Source organism: Sporomusa rhizae, assembly GCF_041428845.1.
Taxonomy (GTDB): domain Bacteria; phylum Bacillota; class Negativicutes; order Sporomusales; family Sporomusaceae; genus Sporomusa; species Sporomusa rhizae.
Genome location: NZ_CP156925.1, coordinates 3,994,725 through 4,013,546, shown reverse-complemented (window position 1 = coordinate 4,013,546; position 18,822 = coordinate 3,994,725). Strand labels below are relative to the sequence as shown.

15 protein-coding genes and 1 pseudogene are annotated in these 18,822 nt (G+C 42.3%); 11 read left to right on the top strand and 5 right to left on the bottom strand.

Annotation, left to right across the window (positions count from 1 at the left end):
* Positions 1-199: 199 nt before the first annotated feature.
* The 3 genes from SRRS_RS19000 to SRRS_RS18990 all read left to right on the top strand — a co-directional run bounded on the left by SRRS_RS19000 (position 200) and on the right by SRRS_RS18990 (position 5,087).
* The gene (locus SRRS_RS19000; RefSeq protein WP_371369880.1) at positions 200-1,885 is read left to right on the top strand and encodes a methyl-accepting chemotaxis protein; all 1,686 of its coding nucleotides are present in this window, start codon (positions 200-202) and stop codon (positions 1,883-1,885) included.
* Between the two features lie 372 nt (positions 1,886-2,257).
* Positions 2,258-4,006 (top strand): methyl-accepting chemotaxis protein, encoded by a 1,749-nt coding sequence (locus SRRS_RS18995; protein ID WP_371362734.1) that lies wholly within the window; start codon positions 2,258-2,260, stop codon positions 4,004-4,006.
* Positions 4,007-4,376: 370 nt separating this feature from the next.
* The gene (locus SRRS_RS18990) at positions 4,377-5,087 is read left to right on the top strand and encodes a hypothetical protein (protein WP_371362732.1); all 711 of its coding nucleotides are present in this window, start codon (positions 4,377-4,379) and stop codon (positions 5,085-5,087) included.
* 51 nt (positions 5,088-5,138) lie between these two features.
* On the opposite strand, the gene SRRS_RS18985 is transcribed toward SRRS_RS18990, so the two are convergent.
* The 4 genes from SRRS_RS18985 to SRRS_RS18970 all read right to left on the bottom strand — a co-directional run bounded on the left by SRRS_RS18985 (position 5,139) and on the right by SRRS_RS18970 (position 11,070).
* Positions 5,139-5,894: an MBL fold metallo-hydrolase gene (locus tag SRRS_RS18985; RefSeq protein WP_371362731.1), complete on the bottom strand. Its 756-nt coding sequence runs from the start codon at positions 5,892-5,894 to the stop codon at positions 5,139-5,141.
* Between the two features lie 212 nt (positions 5,895-6,106).
* A complete protein-coding gene (locus tag SRRS_RS18980; protein WP_371369878.1) occupies positions 6,107-9,223 on the bottom strand; it encodes an efflux RND transporter permease subunit in 3,117 nt (1,038 codons plus the stop codon).
* A gap of 36 nt (positions 9,224-9,259) precedes the next feature.
* Positions 9,260-10,510: an efflux RND transporter periplasmic adaptor subunit gene (locus SRRS_RS18975; RefSeq protein ID WP_371362729.1), complete on the bottom strand. Its 1,251-nt coding sequence runs from the start codon at positions 10,508-10,510 to the stop codon at positions 9,260-9,262.
* 269 nt (positions 10,511-10,779) lie between these two features.
* A complete protein-coding gene (locus SRRS_RS18970) occupies positions 10,780-11,070 on the bottom strand; it encodes an LPS biosynthesis protein (protein ID WP_371362728.1) in 291 nt (96 codons plus the stop codon).
* A 121-nt stretch (positions 11,071-11,191) separates the two neighbouring features.
* Here SRRS_RS18970 and SRRS_RS18965 point away from each other — a divergent pair, with 121 nt between their 5' ends.
* The 4 genes from SRRS_RS18965 to SRRS_RS18950 all read left to right on the top strand — a co-directional run bounded on the left by SRRS_RS18965 (position 11,192) and on the right by SRRS_RS18950 (position 15,924).
* Positions 11,192-12,076, top strand: coding sequence for a LysR family transcriptional regulator (locus SRRS_RS18965; RefSeq protein WP_371362726.1), 885 nt, complete (start codon positions 11,192-11,194; stop codon positions 12,074-12,076).
* A gap of 108 nt (positions 12,077-12,184) precedes the next feature.
* The gene (locus SRRS_RS18960) at positions 12,185-12,853 is read left to right on the top strand and encodes a nucleotidyltransferase domain-containing protein (protein WP_371362725.1); all 669 of its coding nucleotides are present in this window, start codon (positions 12,185-12,187) and stop codon (positions 12,851-12,853) included.
* Positions 12,854-13,103: 250 nt separating this feature from the next.
* On the top strand, positions 13,104-14,507 hold the full coding sequence (locus tag SRRS_RS18955) for an FAD-binding oxidoreductase (protein WP_371362723.1): 1,404 nt from the start codon (positions 13,104-13,106) through the stop codon (positions 14,505-14,507).
* A gap of 460 nt (positions 14,508-14,967) precedes the next feature.
* On the top strand, positions 14,968-15,924 hold the full coding sequence (locus SRRS_RS18950) for an aminopeptidase (RefSeq protein WP_371362722.1): 957 nt from the start codon (positions 14,968-14,970) through the stop codon (positions 15,922-15,924).
* A gap of 262 nt (positions 15,925-16,186) precedes the next feature.
* On the opposite strand, the gene SRRS_RS18945 is transcribed toward SRRS_RS18950, so the two are convergent.
* Entirely contained in the window at positions 16,187-16,576 is a 390-nt protein-coding gene (locus SRRS_RS18945; RefSeq protein ID WP_371362721.1) for a winged helix-turn-helix transcriptional regulator, read from the bottom strand.
* Positions 16,577-16,712: 136 nt separating this feature from the next.
* Here SRRS_RS18945 and SRRS_RS18940 point away from each other — a divergent pair, with 136 nt between their 5' ends.
* From SRRS_RS18940 to SRRS_RS18925, 4 genes and pseudogenes are all read left to right on the top strand, one after another.
* Positions 16,713-17,108, top strand: coding sequence for a pyridoxamine 5'-phosphate oxidase family protein (locus tag SRRS_RS18940; protein ID WP_371362719.1), 396 nt, complete (start codon positions 16,713-16,715; stop codon positions 17,106-17,108).
* Positions 17,109-17,326: 218 nt separating this feature from the next.
* A pseudogene (locus tag SRRS_RS18935) lies at positions 17,327-17,557 on the top strand (nitroreductase family protein); the annotation flags it as partial.
* Positions 17,558-17,620: 63 nt separating this feature from the next.
* Positions 17,621-17,932, top strand: coding sequence for an acyl-CoA dehydrogenase family protein (locus SRRS_RS18930; protein ID WP_371362717.1), 312 nt, complete (start codon positions 17,621-17,623; stop codon positions 17,930-17,932).
* 193 nt (positions 17,933-18,125) lie between these two features.
* Positions 18,126-18,614: a nitroreductase family protein gene (locus SRRS_RS18925; protein WP_371362716.1), complete on the top strand. Its 489-nt coding sequence runs from the start codon at positions 18,126-18,128 to the stop codon at positions 18,612-18,614.
* The last annotated feature ends 208 nt before the right edge of the window (positions 18,615-18,822 follow it).

Here is an 18,822-nt window from a genome sequence, read left to right as displayed (position 1 = left end):
TAAGCTGTGAATTATTTAACTTGTTAATAAAAATAAAGGATACTGTTAAATGATGGCGAATAATGAAGAAATATGTAAAATTAAGTCGAAATTTATATGATGCGTTTTGCGTAGAGAACTTTAACAATTACCAAGAAAACCATGTAGTTTCTGTATGACTTCTTTCAAAATTGAAAAAGAGGATGGGAAAAAGATGAAAATGAATTTGACAGCGAAAATGGTAGCTTATTTTTTAATGGTCGTACTGGTGACAAGCACCGGATTTGCCTTTACCATTTGGAAAGTGAATGATGCTGTCGACGAAAATGTGCTAGTTAAGGAAAAAATGGTTCCGCTGTTGGTCAAAACGAATGAGATATCCTACAACGCTACGGCGCAGGTGGCATTTCTGCGGGGATGGTTTCTTACTGGTGATCCGCAAATGTTGGCGAATTGGCAAAAAGCGAGTGATAGTTCCACTGCTAATGAGGAAGAGCTAATTAAGATGTCTGTTACTGAAGAAGACCGCAAGTTAACAGCGGCTACAAAAGAGCTTGATGATAGGTATACCGAACTTGCCGTAAAGAGGTTTGTACCGATGGTTCAAGCGGGGCAAAGAGACGAAGCTATCAAACTCATGGTAGGGGAAATGGGGCCGGCGGCCAAGGCACTGGATGCTCAGCTTATGGAGCATTCTAAGTTTCGTGTTGCCCAAATAAATACTGAGATTGACAAATCGGTTGCAAACGCCAAATCAGCAAGGACTGCAGCTGTGGTGGCCTCCGTGTTGGCCGCTGTTTTGGGCATAGCGATTGGATTCTTTGCCGCCCGTAGTATTGCTCGCCCTGTCAACCAGCTGGCAACAGTCGCTCAGAAGGTAGCAGGTGGGAACCTGACAGAACAGGTAACGGTGGATCGTCAGGACGAGATCGGCCAACTGGCGGCAGACTTTAATACAATGATCGGCCAACTTAAAGTTCTAATTAAGCAAATAAGCATCAATGCCGAGCAGGTAGCGGCTTCATCTGAAGAGCTAACCGCCAGTTCGGAGCAATCTGCCCAGGCGGCCAATCAGGTTGCTACCTCGATTATGGGGGTGGCTAATGGAGCCACCGAACAACTCACGGCGGCAGGTGAGGCTTCAGCGGTTGTTGAGCAGATGTCAGCCGGCATCCAGCAGGTAGCCGCCAACACGAATTACGTTGCGGAACAATCAGCCCAGGCCGTCGAAAAGGCCAAAACAGGCGGTAAGGCAGTGGAAGAGGCAGTCAATCAAATGGCTCAAATTGAGGGGACTGTTAATACCTCTGCCAAAGTTGTGACCAAGCTAGGTGAACGCTCCAAGGAAATTGGCCAAATTGTTGACACCATCTCTGGCATTGCCGGTCAGACCAATCTCTTAGCTCTCAACGCGGCTATCGAAGCGGCGCGCGCAGGGGAACAGGGGCGGGGGTTCGCGGTCGTTGCGGAAGAAGTCCGCAAGTTGGCCGAGCAATCCCAGGATGCGGCCAAGAAGATCGCCGAACTGATCGGAGAAATACAGGTAGACACTGACAGGGCTGTGGTGGCAATGAACGACGGTACCCGGGAAGTGAGGACCGGGGCTGAAGTAGTAAACATGGCCGGACTGGCGTTTCGGGAAATCGTGGAACTGATATCTCAGGTATCTGGTCAAGTTGCGGAGATTTCGGCGTCTATCCAGCAAATGGCGAGTGGGAGCCAGCAGATTGTAGGCTCGGTCAAAAAAATCGATGCGCTCAGCAAGACCTCGGCGGGAGAGTCACAGAGTGTTTCGGCAGCCACAGAAGAGCAACTGGCCTCAATGGAAGAAATTGCTTCCTCTAGCCAGGCATTGGCCAACTTGGCTCAGGAACTCCAGTCGGCGGCTGCCAGATTTCGCGTATAAAGGAATGAGTCAGGTGACGGTTATCTGACTCATTGAAACAGTTTGTTTAACGAAAACTTATGACCTAAGAATGACACCAAAGGACGTTCACGTTTGGCACTTAATGCTCCTGAAGTAAAGCGCCAAAAAAGGAACGTCCTTTTTGTCCTTTTGCTGAATTAAAAACATGTTACAGGGTAGCAAGCGGAAACTTGCCGATTTTACATACCTATATTCACTATTTAGATATTCTTGAGTAACAAGTGGAATTTGAAAATGGAAAAATTAGCATGAAAAAATTAGCAAAAACTTTGATAACTTCTTAGTTTTTTGTTGATTATACCGAAATTTATTATATAATATACAATACAAAATAAGTTGGGAGGTTTCTATTTGTTCAAATTACTTCAGAACTTGCGTATGGGAGCAAAAATTGGTTTAGCATTAATTCTTCTGCTAGGATTATTAGGATTGAGTGGGGGAATATCAATATTTTCTTCCTATGCCCTAAAATCAGAAATTCAAGAAATTGCGGCTTCAAACCAACGGGCTATATTGGCAGCCAAGGCGGAAAATGAGTACACGGGTGCTGTTTTAGAAATCCGGCGGTTTATTGCCGATGGTGATGACAAATATAGTAAGAACTTTGAGGAAAAATTAAATAATGTACTGGCGCTAGAGAAACAGCTTCTTGAATTAAGCACCGGCGAACATAAGAAAGAGATTGAAAAGTTAATACAAGATACAACAAATTATAAATCCGGGGTAACCGACCAGTTAATTCCCTTGTTAAGGCTACAGTTCATTGAAAAAAGAGCAGGCAATGTCACCAAGTATGACGAATTGACAGGACAGTCAGCTGCGGTAACCCGTAATTTGACTCCCTTTGCGCAAGCTATTCAAAAGATCTTGCACACTACTATGGAGGATAACTCCAGACTGGCCGCAGATAAAGTAAACCTTGCGCAAAAGCATAATTCTGATATTGTAGTAACCGCTGTTGCCATGGGGGGAATATCATTGCTGGTTGGTGGCGTTCTTAGTGTAATTCTGACTAGAATGGTTACCAGACCCATCCAATCTGTAACAGCACATTTGAATGAGATGTCTGAAGGAAATTATGCTACAGATATCGACCACCAATTATTAGACCGTAAGGATGAGTTTGGTATTGTCGCTCATTCTCTTGCAAACTTACGACAAAATATGCGAGCATTACTTCACCAAGTTCAGCAGGGAGCAGAGCATTTAGCGGCTTCATCCGAAGAACTGACCGCAAGTGCCGAGCAGTCGGCTCAAGCAACGCAGCAAGTCGCTACCACGATTGCCCAGGTAGCTTACGGGGTCGAGCAACAAGTAGAGTCTGCAGATACTGCTGTAGTTGTTATAGAAGAAATGTCGAAAAGCATTCAGCATGTAGCTACTAATGCTAATAGTGTGACTGGCGTTTCAGAGCAGGCGGCGTATGCTGTTCAGACAGGTACGAAATCAATTGATGCAGCGATATCCCAGATGGATAGTATAGAGAAGACAGTTACTAGTTCAGCCAGCGTTGTCACCAAGCTAGGAGAGAGGTCTAACGAAATCGGCCAAATTGTGGATACGATTTCCGGAATTGCCGGACAAACTAACTTACTGGCTCTAAACGCGGCGATTGAAGCTGCCCGGGCCGGCGAACAAGGGCGCGGCTTTGCGGTTGTTGCTGAGGAAGTTCGCAAGTTAGCCGAACAGTCTCAACTTGCGGCAAAACAAATAGCCGATTTGATTAACGAAATTCAAGGCGATACAAAACAAGCCGTTGTGGCAATGAATGCAGGAACCCAAGAGGTTAGGGTAGGAAGTGAAGTTGTTGGTGCGGCAGGTAAGTCCTTCAGCGAGATTGCCGTACTTATAAACCAAGTATCCACTCAAGTCAAGGAGATATCGGCATCCATTCAACAAATGTCGGCAGGCAGCCAGCAAATTGTACATACTGTCCGGACTGTCGATGGTATAAGCAAAGATACTGCAGAGCAGACCCAGACAGTTTCGGCAGCTACAGAAGAACAGGCTGCTTCTATGCAGGAGATCGCGTCTTCCAGCCAGGTTTTGGCAAGAATGGCTGAAGAATTACAACAATCTGTGAGAAAGTTTACAGTATAAACGCTCGAATGAAAGTGAAATACTGTTAAATAACGATTCTTTCAATATAAGTCTGGATGATCTTTTGAGGTCATCCGGATTTTTGTCTTTAAGGGCTTCTATATTCTTTTCCCGGTAGGCGGCAGGCATGCTTTATCTAAAGAGGTTGACTTTAATTTGTTCATCAGTCCCATAGAATTGAATGATATAATCCCGGAAGATTTATGACCAAGTATTGTAGTAAGATGAGTTATGCAAGTACCGGAGGTGAGAAGATGACTCAGTCAAATGAGGAAATACCATGAGCACAGTAGAGCAAGCGGAAGCACCTGATAATCAGTATCTATTGAGCATAAAGAGAGCGGAAACTTAGTAAAGGGGCGCAAATGATATGTCGCAACAATCTCGTATAAAAATAGAAGTAATTTCTGAAGCAAAAAAGCTGGGAGCTGATCTTATTGGAGTTGCTTCCAGTGAAAGATTTAAGATCGCACCTCCCAACCATAAGCCTACTGACATTATGGCCAATGCAAAATCTGTTATAGTCTTGGCACTAAGATGTTTAGACGGCCCAATGAAGAATGATCACTGGACAAGCTATACCGTTGTACACGAAGGCAACGATGTCAGGCTAAACAACATCGCATATTATTTATCTTGTTTTATTGAAGAAAAGTACCACGCAAATGCTATACCAATTCCCGCTAACGCCCCTTACTATCATTGGGATCAAGAAAGCCAATACGGGGCGGGTGACTTATCTCACAAGCATGCGGCAGTTGCTGCAGGATTAGGAGTTATAGGCAAGAACGCATTGCTCATTACCCCGCAATATGGCAATAAAGTTAGCCTTGTATCGATCATTACAGACATTGAAATGGAAGCCGACTCGCTTATTGACAAGGAACTCTGCCCATCAAGCTGCTGTTTGTGTATTACTGCTTGCCCAGAAAAAGCGATTAATGGCGATAATACTATATTGCAAACGAAATGTCGAAATTATTGCTGGACCAAGCTCCCTAAAGGATTTCCCGTGCTTCATTGTTGGTCCTGTCGTGGGGTTTGCCCTGCTAACAAAGTTGCTATTACAACTAATTCATAGTATAGATATTCTTAATAAGAAAGGGGAGAACGGGGGTAATAGTTCGGTATTTTAAGGATAACTGATTTGAATTGGGGTAGAGGCTTTCTTTGTCCAGTCAAGATAATGGTTAATAACTACGCCGGCATGATCTGTTACAACAATTTCACCGTCCCGAATAAGAAACGGAGCATCGTGACCCGGTATGACTACCTTAGCGATTTTCGCTATTTTCTCTAAAGTTGCAACACCACGTTCGTTTGAATCGAAACACATTCCCGGTTCTTTAAAATATAAATCATGCGCATTTTTCAAGGCATCGCCTGTAATAAAAACCTTGTCAGCTTCAAACAGCAAACCGGCTACACCCGGCGTATGTCCGGGCAAATCAAAGATCTTTACGCCTTGTTCCAGGTAGTCGCCTTCCTTAACTAATTGCAGTTTTCTTGTAGCTACATAAGGAATAAGGCTTTTGGGGACAAATGGGTCACTTTTCGATTCGAATAGCCCGCTTCTGGCATAATCCCATTCTTTTGTACTCATAACAACTACCGCGTTAGGAAACAAATCCAAGTTATTGATATGATCGAAATGAAAATGGGTAATAAATACTTTATTAACTTTATTTGCGTCAATATTCAATTTTTTTAAGGCAGCTAGTAACATAGGTCTGTCGCCTGCTTGACCGGTATCTACCACGGTGATGCCTTCCTTACCGTGAAAAGCCATGATATTCGCCCAACCTAAAAATCCCCGTGGAGATCCTCCGGGAAATCCCGGCAACAGGATATCAATATACCGGCCATCTTGTAAAGCTACTTTATGCATTTTCCATTATCTGTCCTCCTTTGGTAATCTTCGGTTAGTCCTCCCCCAGCTTATTAAGTAAAATAATGATACTATCCGGCAACTCGGCAAGATAGAAAATAACGACAAGACGCACAGATTATATGACAAGAAAACAAATATGCCTACCAAAAAAACAAGAAGGAAGTACTGGATGTTTCCAATACTTTCTTCTTGTCTTATGATTCTATAAATTAAAATTTACTTCTAAACCAACCCGTCAGGTTATGAATTTTCTTCCATTTGCCGATAGAGACATTTTGAAAGTACAAGAATACAATTGGAATAATTATGAGAGTGAAGACAGTAGATGACAACAATCCGCCAATCAGAACCCAGGCCATACTTACCCTTGTTTCCGATCCTTCCGTCATGGCAAGAGCAGTAGGCAGCATACCTGTAACCATTGTTATGGTTGTCATCAAAATCGGTTTTATCCTAGTTTTCCCAGCTTCAATCACGGCCTCAAACGCCGGCTTTCCTTGTTCAATCAATGTTAGGGTATAGTCAATGAGCAAGGTACCATTCTTTGCAACCAAGCCATCCATAACCAATAAACCGATAAGCGAGTAAAGATTGATGGTATTGTGTGTAAATGCAAGAAATAGTAATGACCCGATTAACCCTAATGGAAGTGAAAACATACGGATTAACGGAGTGACAAACGATTCATACAGGATGGCAAGCAGCATGTAAACCAATACAAGTGACAGTGCCAATGCCTGGAACATTTCGCTAAAGGTATCGTTCATACTGGTCGCTTGTCCCGTAAAGCTATACGTAATATCTTGTCCCAGCACATCAGGAGTTAGCGTTTGTTTAACATCGTTGATTACTTCTTTTAACGGGCGGTCTGTTACATTTGCCTGGATCGTGATAGAGCGCTGCTTATCGACCCGTAACAGCATAACCGGGCCTGTTCCATCTGTTATTTTTGCTACATCTCCAAGAGTAATTTGATGATCACCCGCCATAATTGGCAGAGACCTTATATCATTTGCGGTAAACCCGTCGCTTCCTTTTAATCGTACCCGAATGTTCGTATCTTGTCCGTCATTAGTCGGATCATTGGCATATACTCCTGCTAATTGACCGGAAATAGCGGTAGAAAAGACATTGGTGACATCCGAAACGGACGTATGGTAAAAGCTAATCCTTTTTCTATCCACAGTCAGTTGCATTTCCGGCATTCCTTCCGTATACGAACTGCGGATATCTTTTAACCCCGGAATCTGAGCTAATGCCGCTTGCACCTCGGAATTTGCTTTTACTAAATGCTCCAAATTGGCTCCCTGTAGCTGGATTTGAACCGGTGCTGACGGGCCGCCGCCGGTATTGGCACCAGATACACCCGCCACAGACGACTGAGTCTCATTGACTCTGACTACAGCATTCGGAATGTTTTGAGCAGCATATGCGCGTACTTGATCGGTAATTTGCCAAACAGTACGTTTACGTGTGCTTCGATCAAGCAGCTGAACGGATAACGAGCCATTATTGCTTGTGGGCGAACCTACACTGGATAAATAGTTTGTTACTTCCGGAATTGTGGACACATATTGTTCCAGATTAGTAATAACCTGATTCGTTTGATCGATGTTTTGTCCGACAGGCAGTTCAACGGAAATTCGGAAACTTCCCTCGTCGGTTCTAGGCATATATTCCGACCCGATAATCCCAAGTGGAATTAAGGAAACAGCAAAAACAAAGAGGACCAATACAAATGATATTACCTTTTTGCTATTGGCTAACGACCAGCGCAAAACGGACTCATATTTTGTTGTCACATTTTGTTCCAGCTTATTCATGAAATCCCATATAGGTCCTTGTGGTTCGCCAAGACCTCTTTTAAACAAACGCGAAGCTAACATCGGTGTAAGCGTAAAGGATACAAACATCGAAAACAAGGTTGCAAAGACGATCGTGAGACCGAACTGGCGGAAAAATTGTCCTGTCATACCGGTCATAAAAGCAATCGGCATAAAGACAACGACGTCGCAAAGCGTGATGGCAATAGCCGCCATACCGATTTCCGTCCGGCCTTCCTCAGCGGCAATCTCTGCTGATTTTCCCATATGCAAATGTCGATGAATATTCTCCAGGACAACGATAGAGTCATCGACCAGAATGCCGATACAGAGCGCCATTCCCATGAGCGACATCATATTAAAGGAAAATCCCGCTATATACATAGCAAAAAAGGTGGAAATAAGCGATGTGGGAATCGCGACAATTACAGCTGCCGTGGAGCGCCAGCCCCGCAAAAAGAGATACAGGATCAATCCGGTAGTACATAATCCTTCAATCAGACTTTCAAACGTATTATGAAGAGAGTTGCTTACATATTGAGAGGTATCGGTAATCACTGTAAACTGATAGTCGGGGTATTGGTCCTTTAGTGTATCCAATTGGCTCGTAACACCCTTAACCGTATTAACAATATTAGCGTCACTGTTCATATAGACGGACAAAGAAACGGCGTCCGAGCCGTTTGTCCGGCTGTAGCGACTTACTCGGGCATCTTTTTCTTGAATGGTTGCGAAATCTTTTACTGGAATGGGTATACCATTGGCGTTCACAACCTGTAGCTGCGCAATTTCGTCAGGAGTTCGATACTGCGCGAGCAAACGAATATCCGCCTGCGATTTTTCATTGTAGACCGTGCCGGACGGTAGCAATTGATTCTCAGATTTTATCTTATTAACGATCTGGTTCAAGGAAAGGTTATAGAAACGCAGTTTGTTTTTATCAACTTCGACGGCTACCTCTTTATCACGTCCGCCATAAAGCTGTACTTCAGAAACTCCATCCGCCCGCTGCAATGCTTCTTTAAAAACATCATTCGCTTTCGTGTATACATCTGATAGCGGTTGGTTGGAGGTTATGGCAATTTCCATAATTGGAGTTGCATTTATATCTCGCTTTACAACTACCGGTTCATTTATCCCTTCCGGCAGCGAACGTCTAACGGCATTCACCTGTTTGGTAGCGTCGATGGATGCGATGTCTGCATTCGCAGTAAAGTCAAATTCTAAAATGATATTCGCATTTTCCGGTCGGGCGATTGCCGTCATGTGCTTCAAATGAGCTACAGACGATAATGAATCTTCCAGGGGTTTAATGACTTGAGTCTCTATTTCCTCAGTCCCAGCACCGGGGTATTTAACCGACACTGTAACATAGGGAGTATTGAGCGCCGGAAGAAGTTCAACGCCAATCCGATGGAAACTATACAAACCTAATACTACGAATAACATAATAATCATCGTGATTCCGACCGGTTTTCGTATCGAAAATCTTGTAATATTAATGGTAGACACCTCCTGCCCATGCACTAGCAGCTTAGATTATTGAGATACGTCATTTGTTTTGACATTCATGCCGGCCTTGATTCGCGAAAGATTGGTTACCGCTACTTTTTCTCCTTCGTTTACACCGCTAAGGATTTCCACGTATTTATCATTACGCAGGCCAAGCTGCACGGTGCGTTCTGAGACTTGATTCCTATCGTCAATCACGAAAACACGATTCGTACCGTTTAAAGATACTACGGCTTCTTTCGGTACAAATAAGGTCTGTTGTCTTAGTACTACGTTGATATCGGTACGAGCAAACATCCCGGTTTTTATACTATCGTCACGGTTATCCAGCGACATACGAACTGTAAAAGTCTGCGTTTTAGGATCCATCGCGGGACTAATGTAAATGACCCTTCCGGTATATGATTTTCCCAGCGATTCAAGTGAAATAGAAACAGATGTCCCCATGGCGATCTGTCCGATATCCTGTTCGGATACCGCACAATCAACATAGATATTGCTGTTATCAACAATGGATAACAGTTCTTGTCCGGGTTGGGCCATCATGCCAACTTCCGCTTGTCTAAATCCAATAACACCCGCTCTGGGAGCCCGCATAATCATATCGTTTTTTTGAATCTGCAAGGAATCAATGACTCCTCGCTCTTTATCACTAGCGGCTTGCTTCGATGCCACCGAGGCGGCACTCCCGCCAACAATCTGTTTGGTGTAACTATCTAAAGTAGACTTTGCTGCCGCCATTTGTTGTTCTTGTTTATCAAGTGCTTCTTTAGAAACTCCGCCTACGCCATAAAGCGTTTTATAGCGCTGATACTCACTCACGCTGAGCTGATAATCAGATTGCGCTTTCTGATAACTAGTATCAAAAGAAACGTCGCTGGCAATCGCGTCGGCAGTTGCCTGACGCAGAGCGGCTTCGTTTTGTGCCAAAGTGGCATCAACATCTTTTGTATCTTGCATAACAAGAAGCTGTCCCGGCGTAACCTGATCCCCTAAATTGACATTTACCTGAGTAATTTTACCTGAATACTTTGCCGTAATATTCACTTGCGATTCGGGAACTGTTTGTCCGGATAGTTCAATCTGTCTAACCATGTCATTGCGTTTTATGGAATAGGCATCTACTATCGGTGTCAAATTCCCGGCCCGCTGCCCCGTCGCCGTACTCTTTGCCTGATAGCTATGGAATGCAAAGGCGGCTGTTGTAAAAATAACAACAACCGCAATCATCTTCACTTTCACGCTGCTATGAAGGCACCGTTTGATGAACTCTTTCATTTGTGTCTCATCTCCAATTGGTCTTTTCTTTATACTCCAATGGGAATTCTAATCGTCAGAATTTATACCACTATTTGTTATAGAGTATAATTATTTTTTTTTTGAATAACTTTAGAATGTGGACGGGTTTTTGTCACGGCAAATATAAATTTTAGTATTGCTAGTGAAAAAATGATTGTTTAAAAATAGGATGCTGTGTATCCTTCTAAAAAATTGAGCCATAATTCACTTTTATAGGTGAATTATGGCTCAATTGGTAGGTACCATTATTATTCTTTAATGCTATGCTCGGTCAATTCAGAAAGCTTTTCAATTCTTTCATTAACCATACTTTTAAAGCAATTGGGAAGATGGTCTCTGTGTGCTCGGTGTATAGCGACACATTCTAGGCACTTGCCATGATACTTACATGCTTTTTTGCAGGAGCAATGGTCTATTTTCCCTATGCTTCCTTTTAACTCAGCTACAAATTCATCTTGAAGTTTATGCCCTAATGCGCGTTCATTTCTTTTAAACGCCGCCATGGCTTCTTTTTCTTTTGGATTATTATCAATAATCATTATTAGCACCTCTCACAAGATAAAAATTTTATATTTGATTAATGCTCCCTTATTAATTATAATCGGTTTATTGATATATTAAAAATAAATATCTAATATAGGTGATATAAGGTGTGATTATATGTACATCAATTTGGAACTCTATCGTGTATTTTATGTGACTGCTATGACAGGCAGTATATCAAAAGCTGCTAAAGAACTTTGTACGTCTCAACCAGCGGTTAGCCAGTCTATTAAATTGTTAGAGCATAAACTCGGTGGTCAATTGTTTATCAGAACTCCTAAAGGTGTTGAATTAACTGTTGAAGGTCATGTATTCTTTAAATATATTGAACAAGGATATGGCTTTTTCAAAACTGCCGAGCAAAAATTCCTGGAAATGCAGAACCTTCAATCTGGGCAACTAAGAATTGGTGTAAGCGACACACTTTGCAAGTACTATCTTATTCCCTATTTGGAAAAGTACACAGAGGCATATCCGGCAATAAAAATTCATGTAATCAATCAGACTACCTTTGAAATTATTGATTTGTTGAAAAAGGGAAAAATTGATTTAGGAATTATAAATCTGCCGATACAAGATGATAATTCGCTTAAAGTGACTCAAACTCTCAAAATTCAGGATTGCTTTATTGTTGGGGAAAAGTTTAAATATCTTAGTTTATCACCTATTTCCTTAAAAAACTTAGTAGAATATCCAATGATGCTACTAGAAAAAGACAGTAACTCAAGAATTTTTATTGAAAACTATGCTAAAAATAATGGCATTCATTTATGCCCTGAAATTGAATTAGGTTCTGTAGACCTTTTAATTGAATTTACTAAAAGGGGATTGGGTATTTCTTGTGTAATTAAAAATTTTATAAAAGAAGAGCTAGAAAGGGGAGAAGTTTTTGAAGTGATCGTACAAGAGGAGATTCCGGAAAGAATGATTGGGGTTGCTCAATTGAGAGAAACTCCGGTTTCCGCCGCTGTAAAGAAGTTTGTTGAAGTTCTAACAAATTGAAAATAAGGGGGGAAGGGGACGGTAACATTTAATATAAGGGTGAGTTCTTGAATTTGAGTATAGCGAAAACGTCTTTGTTGGAGAAGTTTATAGTCAGAGGTGAGAAAATTGGCTTTTTTTATCGATGATTGGATCAATCAACTTGTTGTGAGAATAAAAAAGGAATATGGAGATAAGGTTGCCTTTATCGGTTTGCAAGGAAGTTATAGACGCAAAGAAGCAAGTGACAGCAGTGATATAGATATTGTAATTATTCTGGATGAACTGACTATACAGGATTTGAAAAAATATCGTGAGATAATTTCCCAAATGCCATATAAGGAAAAAGCCTGCGGATTTATTTCTGGAAAAAATGAAATTCTTGGCTGGGAAAAATCTGATTTGTTTCAATTCTATTATGATACGCAGTCCATCTATGGCAGCATAGACTATTTGCTGCCGCTAATTGACAAAGCGGATATTAAACGTGCTATAAAAATTGGCGCGTGCAATCTGTATCACGCGGGCTGCCATAGTTTTCTGTATGAAAATAGTTCAGAAATTTTACCGGCACTGTACAAGTCGGCCTTTTTTATTTTGCAAGCGAAATATTTTGATGAAACAAACCAATATATAAGCAGTAAGGCCGCTCTGGTAGAAAAGTTAAATGGGATAGATAAAGAGATACTGAATCTTTGCATGGATAGAAAGAAGCTAATTACAACGGATGATGCGGACTCGATCTTATATTATGATAAAATCATTTCCTGGAGCAGTGATCTTTTGCAATCCTGCTGAGTTGTCTCTATTTCTTTTTATCCGAATCTAAATAAGTCTACTGGGTGAAGTTACAATTTACTTAACGTAATGTCTAGTTTTTGACACTTCCAAGTCGTATTTATTTTTAAAGAAATATTTTTTATTTTTAAAAGATGCAGGAAAATTGGGATCAGAAAAGTATAAAGAACGAGAGAGAGTCTCTGTTCTTCTTTCTATTTATCGCATATTGCGTAAAAAGAAAGAAAATATCCACAGGAGGTATCCGGGAATGAAACAATACAACCGAGTAACTGCCGCCATTGTGGCCGAATTGAAGTCCATTCTGGGCGAAAGGAACCTTATTACCGATCCTGAAAAGTTGATCCCCTATAGCCAGGATGAAGTGACTGATGAACGCTATCACCATCTGCCGGAAGTAGCCGTTTTTCCTGAGACCAAGGAACAAGTAGTTGAAATAATGAAACTCGCCAATCGAGAGATGATTCCGGTGACCCCGCGGGGAGCCGGTACCGGGCTGGCAGCCGGAGCTATCCCCGTCTATGGCGGCATTGTGCTGTCAGTGGAAAAAATGAATAAAATTCTGGAAGTAAACCACGAATACATGTATATGATAGTAGAACCCGGCGTCAAAACCGAAGATGTGCAAAACGCCGCCAGTGAAGTCGGTCTGCTTTATGCGGGTGATCCCTGCAGTGGCGATAACTGCTTTATCGGCGGGAACATTGCTACGAATGCCGGCGGCAACAAAGCCGTCAAATACGGAACAACCCGCCATCAGGTATACTCAATCGAAATTGTAACTCCCACCGGCGAAATTACTGAGTTAGGCGGTCTCTTAAACAAAAGTTCCTCCGGTTATTGTTTGGAACAACTGTTTATTGGGTCAGAAGGCACGTTGGGCATCATTACCAAGGCCACATTGAAATTGATTCCGCTGCCTGCTCATAAAGTGGACTTTCTTGCCATATTTCCCAACGCGGCAACGGCTATTGACACGGTGTGCAAACTGATAAAGGCGGGAATTAGCCCGACTTCTCTCGAGTATATGGATAACGGTGCGATTAATCTATGCGCCCAATATTTGAAAGAAACCTTGCCGCATCAAGAAGACGGCAACTACCTGATTATTACAGTGGAAAGTAATAATGAAGATGAAATTGACGACAAGGCGGCTGAAGTCGACGAGATCTGCAATGCCAACGGAGCTATCGCCACGCTTGTCCCCGACTCCAAAAAGATCTGGGCTGCCCGTAAGGCTTTCGCCGATGCGGCACGCGTAGTCAGTTATATTCATAGCACCGAGGATATTGTTGTCCCTGTTAAACACTTGCCTCATGCTATGGAAGAATTGGCTAACATCTGCAATAAGCATCAGGCCGTTGCCCGTACCGTAAGCCATGCCGGTGATGGTAATATCCATTTGACGGTTCTCCAGGGAGCTATTCCGGCGGCAGAATGGCCGACTAAAATTGATGAGATTCTTCATGACATATTCGAATTTGTATATAGTATTGGCGGCCGCATGTCCGGTGAACACGGTATCGGTTCCAAGCGGAAAAAATGGATGCATCGTTTCGCTGATCCGGTACAGCTCAAGATGATGCAGTCCATTAAAAAGGCTATTGACCCCAATCTAATTTTAAATCCGGGTACTATTTTCGAAGTGGAATAAACAGCAGTTTCTATAAAGGTGGTTTTGTTGAATTTGATATGATCCACAAGCAAGATAACTTTTTTTGCTTGGTGGGTCATCTTTTTTTGTATTGAATACGCATTTTTGGGGACGATTATTTTTAATATTTTTCTTGACCTTTAGTTGGCTGGATTTTGATAAGACAGTAATATCTATTGAGGGCACACAGTAGATAATTTTGTTTCTAACTATATATAAAAAACGGTGTAAATATTTAAAAATAAAATATATTTAAATATTATTTCTGAAAAGAAGGATTTTTTATAGTTTTCTAAAAATATATATATCACATATTACATTTTTTTACTATATTAGATTAAATAACATAGGAAATAATCGATTCCCATGATTATCATCACTCAACGTGCTCCAGCTACTTCCTGATGGAGCAGCAGGGATGTAGTTTTCCATATAAACAAAAAAACGAGGAGGGATTATTATGAGTAACGAAATGGCGTATAGCGCTGAAATTGCCATTCGGGATTGTATGGCAGTTAAACCGGGAGAAACAGTGTTGGTGATAACTGATGAGCCGACACGGACCATCGGGCGGGCACTATGGGAAGAAGCAATAGAAACAGGGGCTGAAGCTGTTTATATAGAAATGACACCCCGGAAAAATGACGGTGCTGAGCCTCCTCCTACCATTGCTGCCGCTATGAAACAGGCGGATGTAATTCTTGCGCCAACATCTCGTTCCTTGTCACATACTGTAGCGCGCAAAGAGGCCAACCAGGCCGGAGCGCGTGTTGCCACACTACCGGGAATCACCGAAGATATGATGAAACGCACTTTAAGTGCCGACTATCAAAAGATAGCTGTCGTCAGTGCCAAATTTGCCGAGATATTATCCAAAGGCAAAGTTGCTCATTTGACAACTCCGCTTGGTACGGATATAACCTTATCGCTGGAAGGCAGGGAAGCTCATCCGGATACAGGCATTATTCACCAAGCCGGTGATTTCAGCAATTTGCCGGCAGGTGAGGCTTTTATCGCCCCTTTGGAGGGAACTGCTAACGGAGTTGTTGTAATTGACGGTGCTATGTCAGGCATCGGCGTACTGAAAACACCTATTAAAATGACAGTGGAAAAAGGTTATGTGACCAAAATTGAAGGTGGCGAAGCGGCGGAGAAACTAGATGGTATATTAGCGGAATATGGCAAATTGGCCTATAATATTGCCGAGTTAGGAATTGGTACAAATGATAAAGCTATTCTGACCGGCAAAGTACTTGAAGACGAAAAGGTTATGGGGACAGTTCATATTGCCCTGGGCAATAGCGCTTCTTTTGGCGGCACCACTCAGGTATCTATTCACCTAGACGGCATTATAACCAGGCCGACGCTTTCTATCGACGATCAGGTAGTTATTAAAGATGGCCAGCATATGATTTAATCCGAGGGAGGGAATGGGGTTTTAGCAAGTTTTAAGGCCCAATGTTCTCAATGTGTAGAAAAGCTACTTCCCGGATGGAACATAATAGCAAGAACCCGCGAATTTTCGCGGGTTCTTGGCTGTTTTTTTAGGTGGAGATAGCTCCATTACCTGAGGTTTACACTGTATTCTGTTATTTCCAACTTGTAGGAGGGGTAAAAATAGGTCGCAGCTGGCTAGGCAAATAATACTCTTTATGTCCGTGGAGGCGCCTCATGGAATACTATTTCGTTGATTGACATTTATCACAGAAAGCCGCGCATGTCTTATCCTCATGCATATAGTCTGCGCCCCACTCGGCTAGCTTGAGCAAGGGCGGGAGGATGCTTTTGCCCTTGTCAGTCAGCGTGTATTCAACCCTGGGGGGAACCTCATTGTACTGTTCACGATGGACAATACCAGCTGCTTCCAGTTCTTTTAGCGATTGTGCCAGCATCATATTCGTGACACCCGTCAGCTTGCGCTTGATACTGCTGTATCTTGTCGGCAACCCGCTAGCCAGCATACAGATTATAGGCAACTTCCACTTACCACCTACAATATCTATGGCATAGCGAATCGGGCAAAGTAGATTTGCTCCGGCATATGTTTCATCGGTAATTTTCTTGCTCATATATAGCCTCCTGTAGCCATAGTATGGTATTTAATACTTTATCATTAAAATCTGCGTACTTGTATTAAACTGATTTTATAATAAAATAATACCATAAAACCATTTAAGAAACAAAAAAATGACGGGAGTGATTACCATGAAAGAGGTTTTTGATTTTTTAGCGGCAAACAGGGTATTCTATCTAGCAACAACTAGCGGGGAATGCGCGCATGTTCGTCCAATGGGGTTTGTAATGGAATGTGACGGAAAACTGGCTTTTTGTACTTCCAATCAAAAAGATATGTTCAAACAGCTCATGATCAATCCTAATCTGGAAATCTGTTGTGTCGATGCAAACTACAATACTCTTCGCATCTGCGGCAGGGCGGTGTTCTGCACTACGGAGGAAACACAACGGAAGGCTCTGGAGGTAATGCCCTCTCTTGCTAAATTATACGCAGTGGGCGATGGAAAGTTTGAGATATTCCACTTGGATAATGCCCAGGCAGTGTTGCAATCTATGTCAGGTGAAAAACAAAGGCTGTCTTGCTAACCAGGCATTAGCGTCATAACGAACTACATAATCGAAAAACGAAGCTGATCGCAGCGGTCTCCGCCTAGAGGACGGAATTTACCCGCTTGGGATTCTACTAAGACTCATTAATGACCAAACCGGCCATGTAAATGATACAAACCGGTTTGGTCATTTGCTAATCAAAAGTTTGCCGATTGGCTACGGTGGAATAGTAATAAAAGAGTTCAGAGCGCGCCAACCTGGCTTTCAATGCAGCCATTTCCATAACTCACATGGATCTGCGTGCAGTGGATCTAGGGTTGGGTACTTGCTGGATTGGCTTATACGACAGTGATATTTTAAAAGAACTATTAGACATTGAGGATCGGTACCATATTGTAAATGTATTGCTTGTTGGTTATCCGGACCAAGCACCGGTAGCCAGACCTCGCCTGAAAAAAGAAGATATTATTATAAAAGAATTTTAAATGGTTTCAATGCCACTGGCATCCAGGAGATTGCCATATCCGTGAACCTTCAAAGTGGCATTCGTGCTGCACCCGTTTACCCGCTTCAAATCTGCCGGTCTACGGGTTCCTAAAGATAAACTGCTGGGATCTTTGGACTTGGTTTTGCCTGTTATCCATGGAGCAGGCTCTGATGAATGGATGTTATGTGGTCTTTTAGGTTTGGGAATGGCAGAAGCTGCCTATGAACATGCCCTGAGTTATACACGTCAAAGAATCCAAAACAGAGTATCCTTATATGGCCAGCATCAAGTGATCAGACATGACCTTGCTGAAATGTGGGGAGAAGTCGAAGCGTTGCGGGCTCTTTGCTACATTGTAATAATGAGAGAGTAAGAAAGCCGTTTTCGCAGAAGTAAAACTCCATTACTGCGAAATATGGCTTTCTTTTGATTTGTAACGCTTGTTGGTACAAAACTTGCTTATTATCTAAAGATGTGGGAAATGACGAAAGAAGGCTTAGCCTGATCCTAGGGTTGTCTAAAAATACTATGCGTGCAAGGAGATGATAGGGTGAACAGTGGGTTTCATGGAACCAAATAGTAATCAAGGCGTTACTCAATTGGTGGACGATATTACTGTGATGCGGCTTCTCAAAACTGCTATGATTCCGCAACTTACAGGAAAAGAGCAACTATGGGAATTCATTGTTGTTCGAGAACGCGATGCACTTGATGAAATCATCGAAGTACATGAGTATTATCCAATGCTGAAAGAAGTTTCAACTGCGCTTGTTATTTGTGTTGACCCCACTCGTAGTCAATATCCTTCCGGCTACTGGATACAGGATTGCGCTGTTACGATTCAAAACATTCTATTGGCAGCCGTTAGCAATAATTTGTCAGCCTGTTGGCTTGGTATTTATCCTCAACCGCAGAGGGTAGAGGTTCTGCGGCGTATTTTCAATATGCCTGACCATATTTTACCGTTTGCTGTTATCACGCTCAATCACTTGACAGGGGAGCCGCGTTTACCCGAACAATGGAGTGAGATTCGTTTGCGTCATGGGAAATGGTAATAAAGTAATGGATAATGGCGTGATATGGCATGAAATGGCAAACTAAGATGCCATTAATGGTTGTATGGCATTGATTACCGTCAAATGAATTGCTTATAACTTGAGTCCTAAAACAGGAAGCTTCGCAACCAGTCTTGAACAGGCTGAGCGAAGCTTCGTTGTTATAGGTTAATTTGCTTTAGTGTTTTTAATTGACACAGACTATAGT

Coding starts and splice junctions, on each gene's coding strand:
- SRRS_RS18990 (WP_371362732.1), top strand. CDS start 4,377: ATGTCGCAACAATCTCGTATAAAAATAGAAGTAATTTCTGAAGCAAAA.
- SRRS_RS18950 (WP_371362722.1), top strand. CDS start 14,968: ATGAGTAACGAAATGGCGTATAGCGCTGAAATTGCCATTCGGGATTGT.
- SRRS_RS18945 (WP_371362721.1), bottom strand. CDS start 16,576: ATGAGCAAGAAAATTACCGATGAAACATATGCCGGAGCAAATCTACTT.
- SRRS_RS18985 (WP_371362731.1), bottom strand. CDS start 5,894: ATGCATAAAGTAGCTTTACAAGATGGCCGGTATATTGATATCCTGTTG.
- SRRS_RS18965 (WP_371362726.1), top strand. CDS start 11,192: ATGTACATCAATTTGGAACTCTATCGTGTATTTTATGTGACTGCTATG.
- SRRS_RS18955 (WP_371362723.1), top strand. CDS start 13,104: ATGAAACAATACAACCGAGTAACTGCCGCCATTGTGGCCGAATTGAAG.
- SRRS_RS18940 (WP_371362719.1), top strand. CDS start 16,713: ATGAAAGAGGTTTTTGATTTTTTAGCGGCAAACAGGGTATTCTATCTA.
- SRRS_RS18925 (WP_371362716.1), top strand. CDS start 18,126: ATGGAACCAAATAGTAATCAAGGCGTTACTCAATTGGTGGACGATATT.
- SRRS_RS18970 (WP_371362728.1), bottom strand. CDS start 11,070: ATGATTATTGATAATAATCCAAAAGAAAAAGAAGCCATGGCGGCGTTT.
- SRRS_RS18975 (WP_371362729.1), bottom strand. CDS start 10,510: ATGAAAGAGTTCATCAAACGGTGCCTTCATAGCAGCGTGAAAGTGAAG.
- SRRS_RS19000 (WP_371369880.1), top strand. CDS start 200: ATGAATTTGACAGCGAAAATGGTAGCTTATTTTTTAATGGTCGTACTG.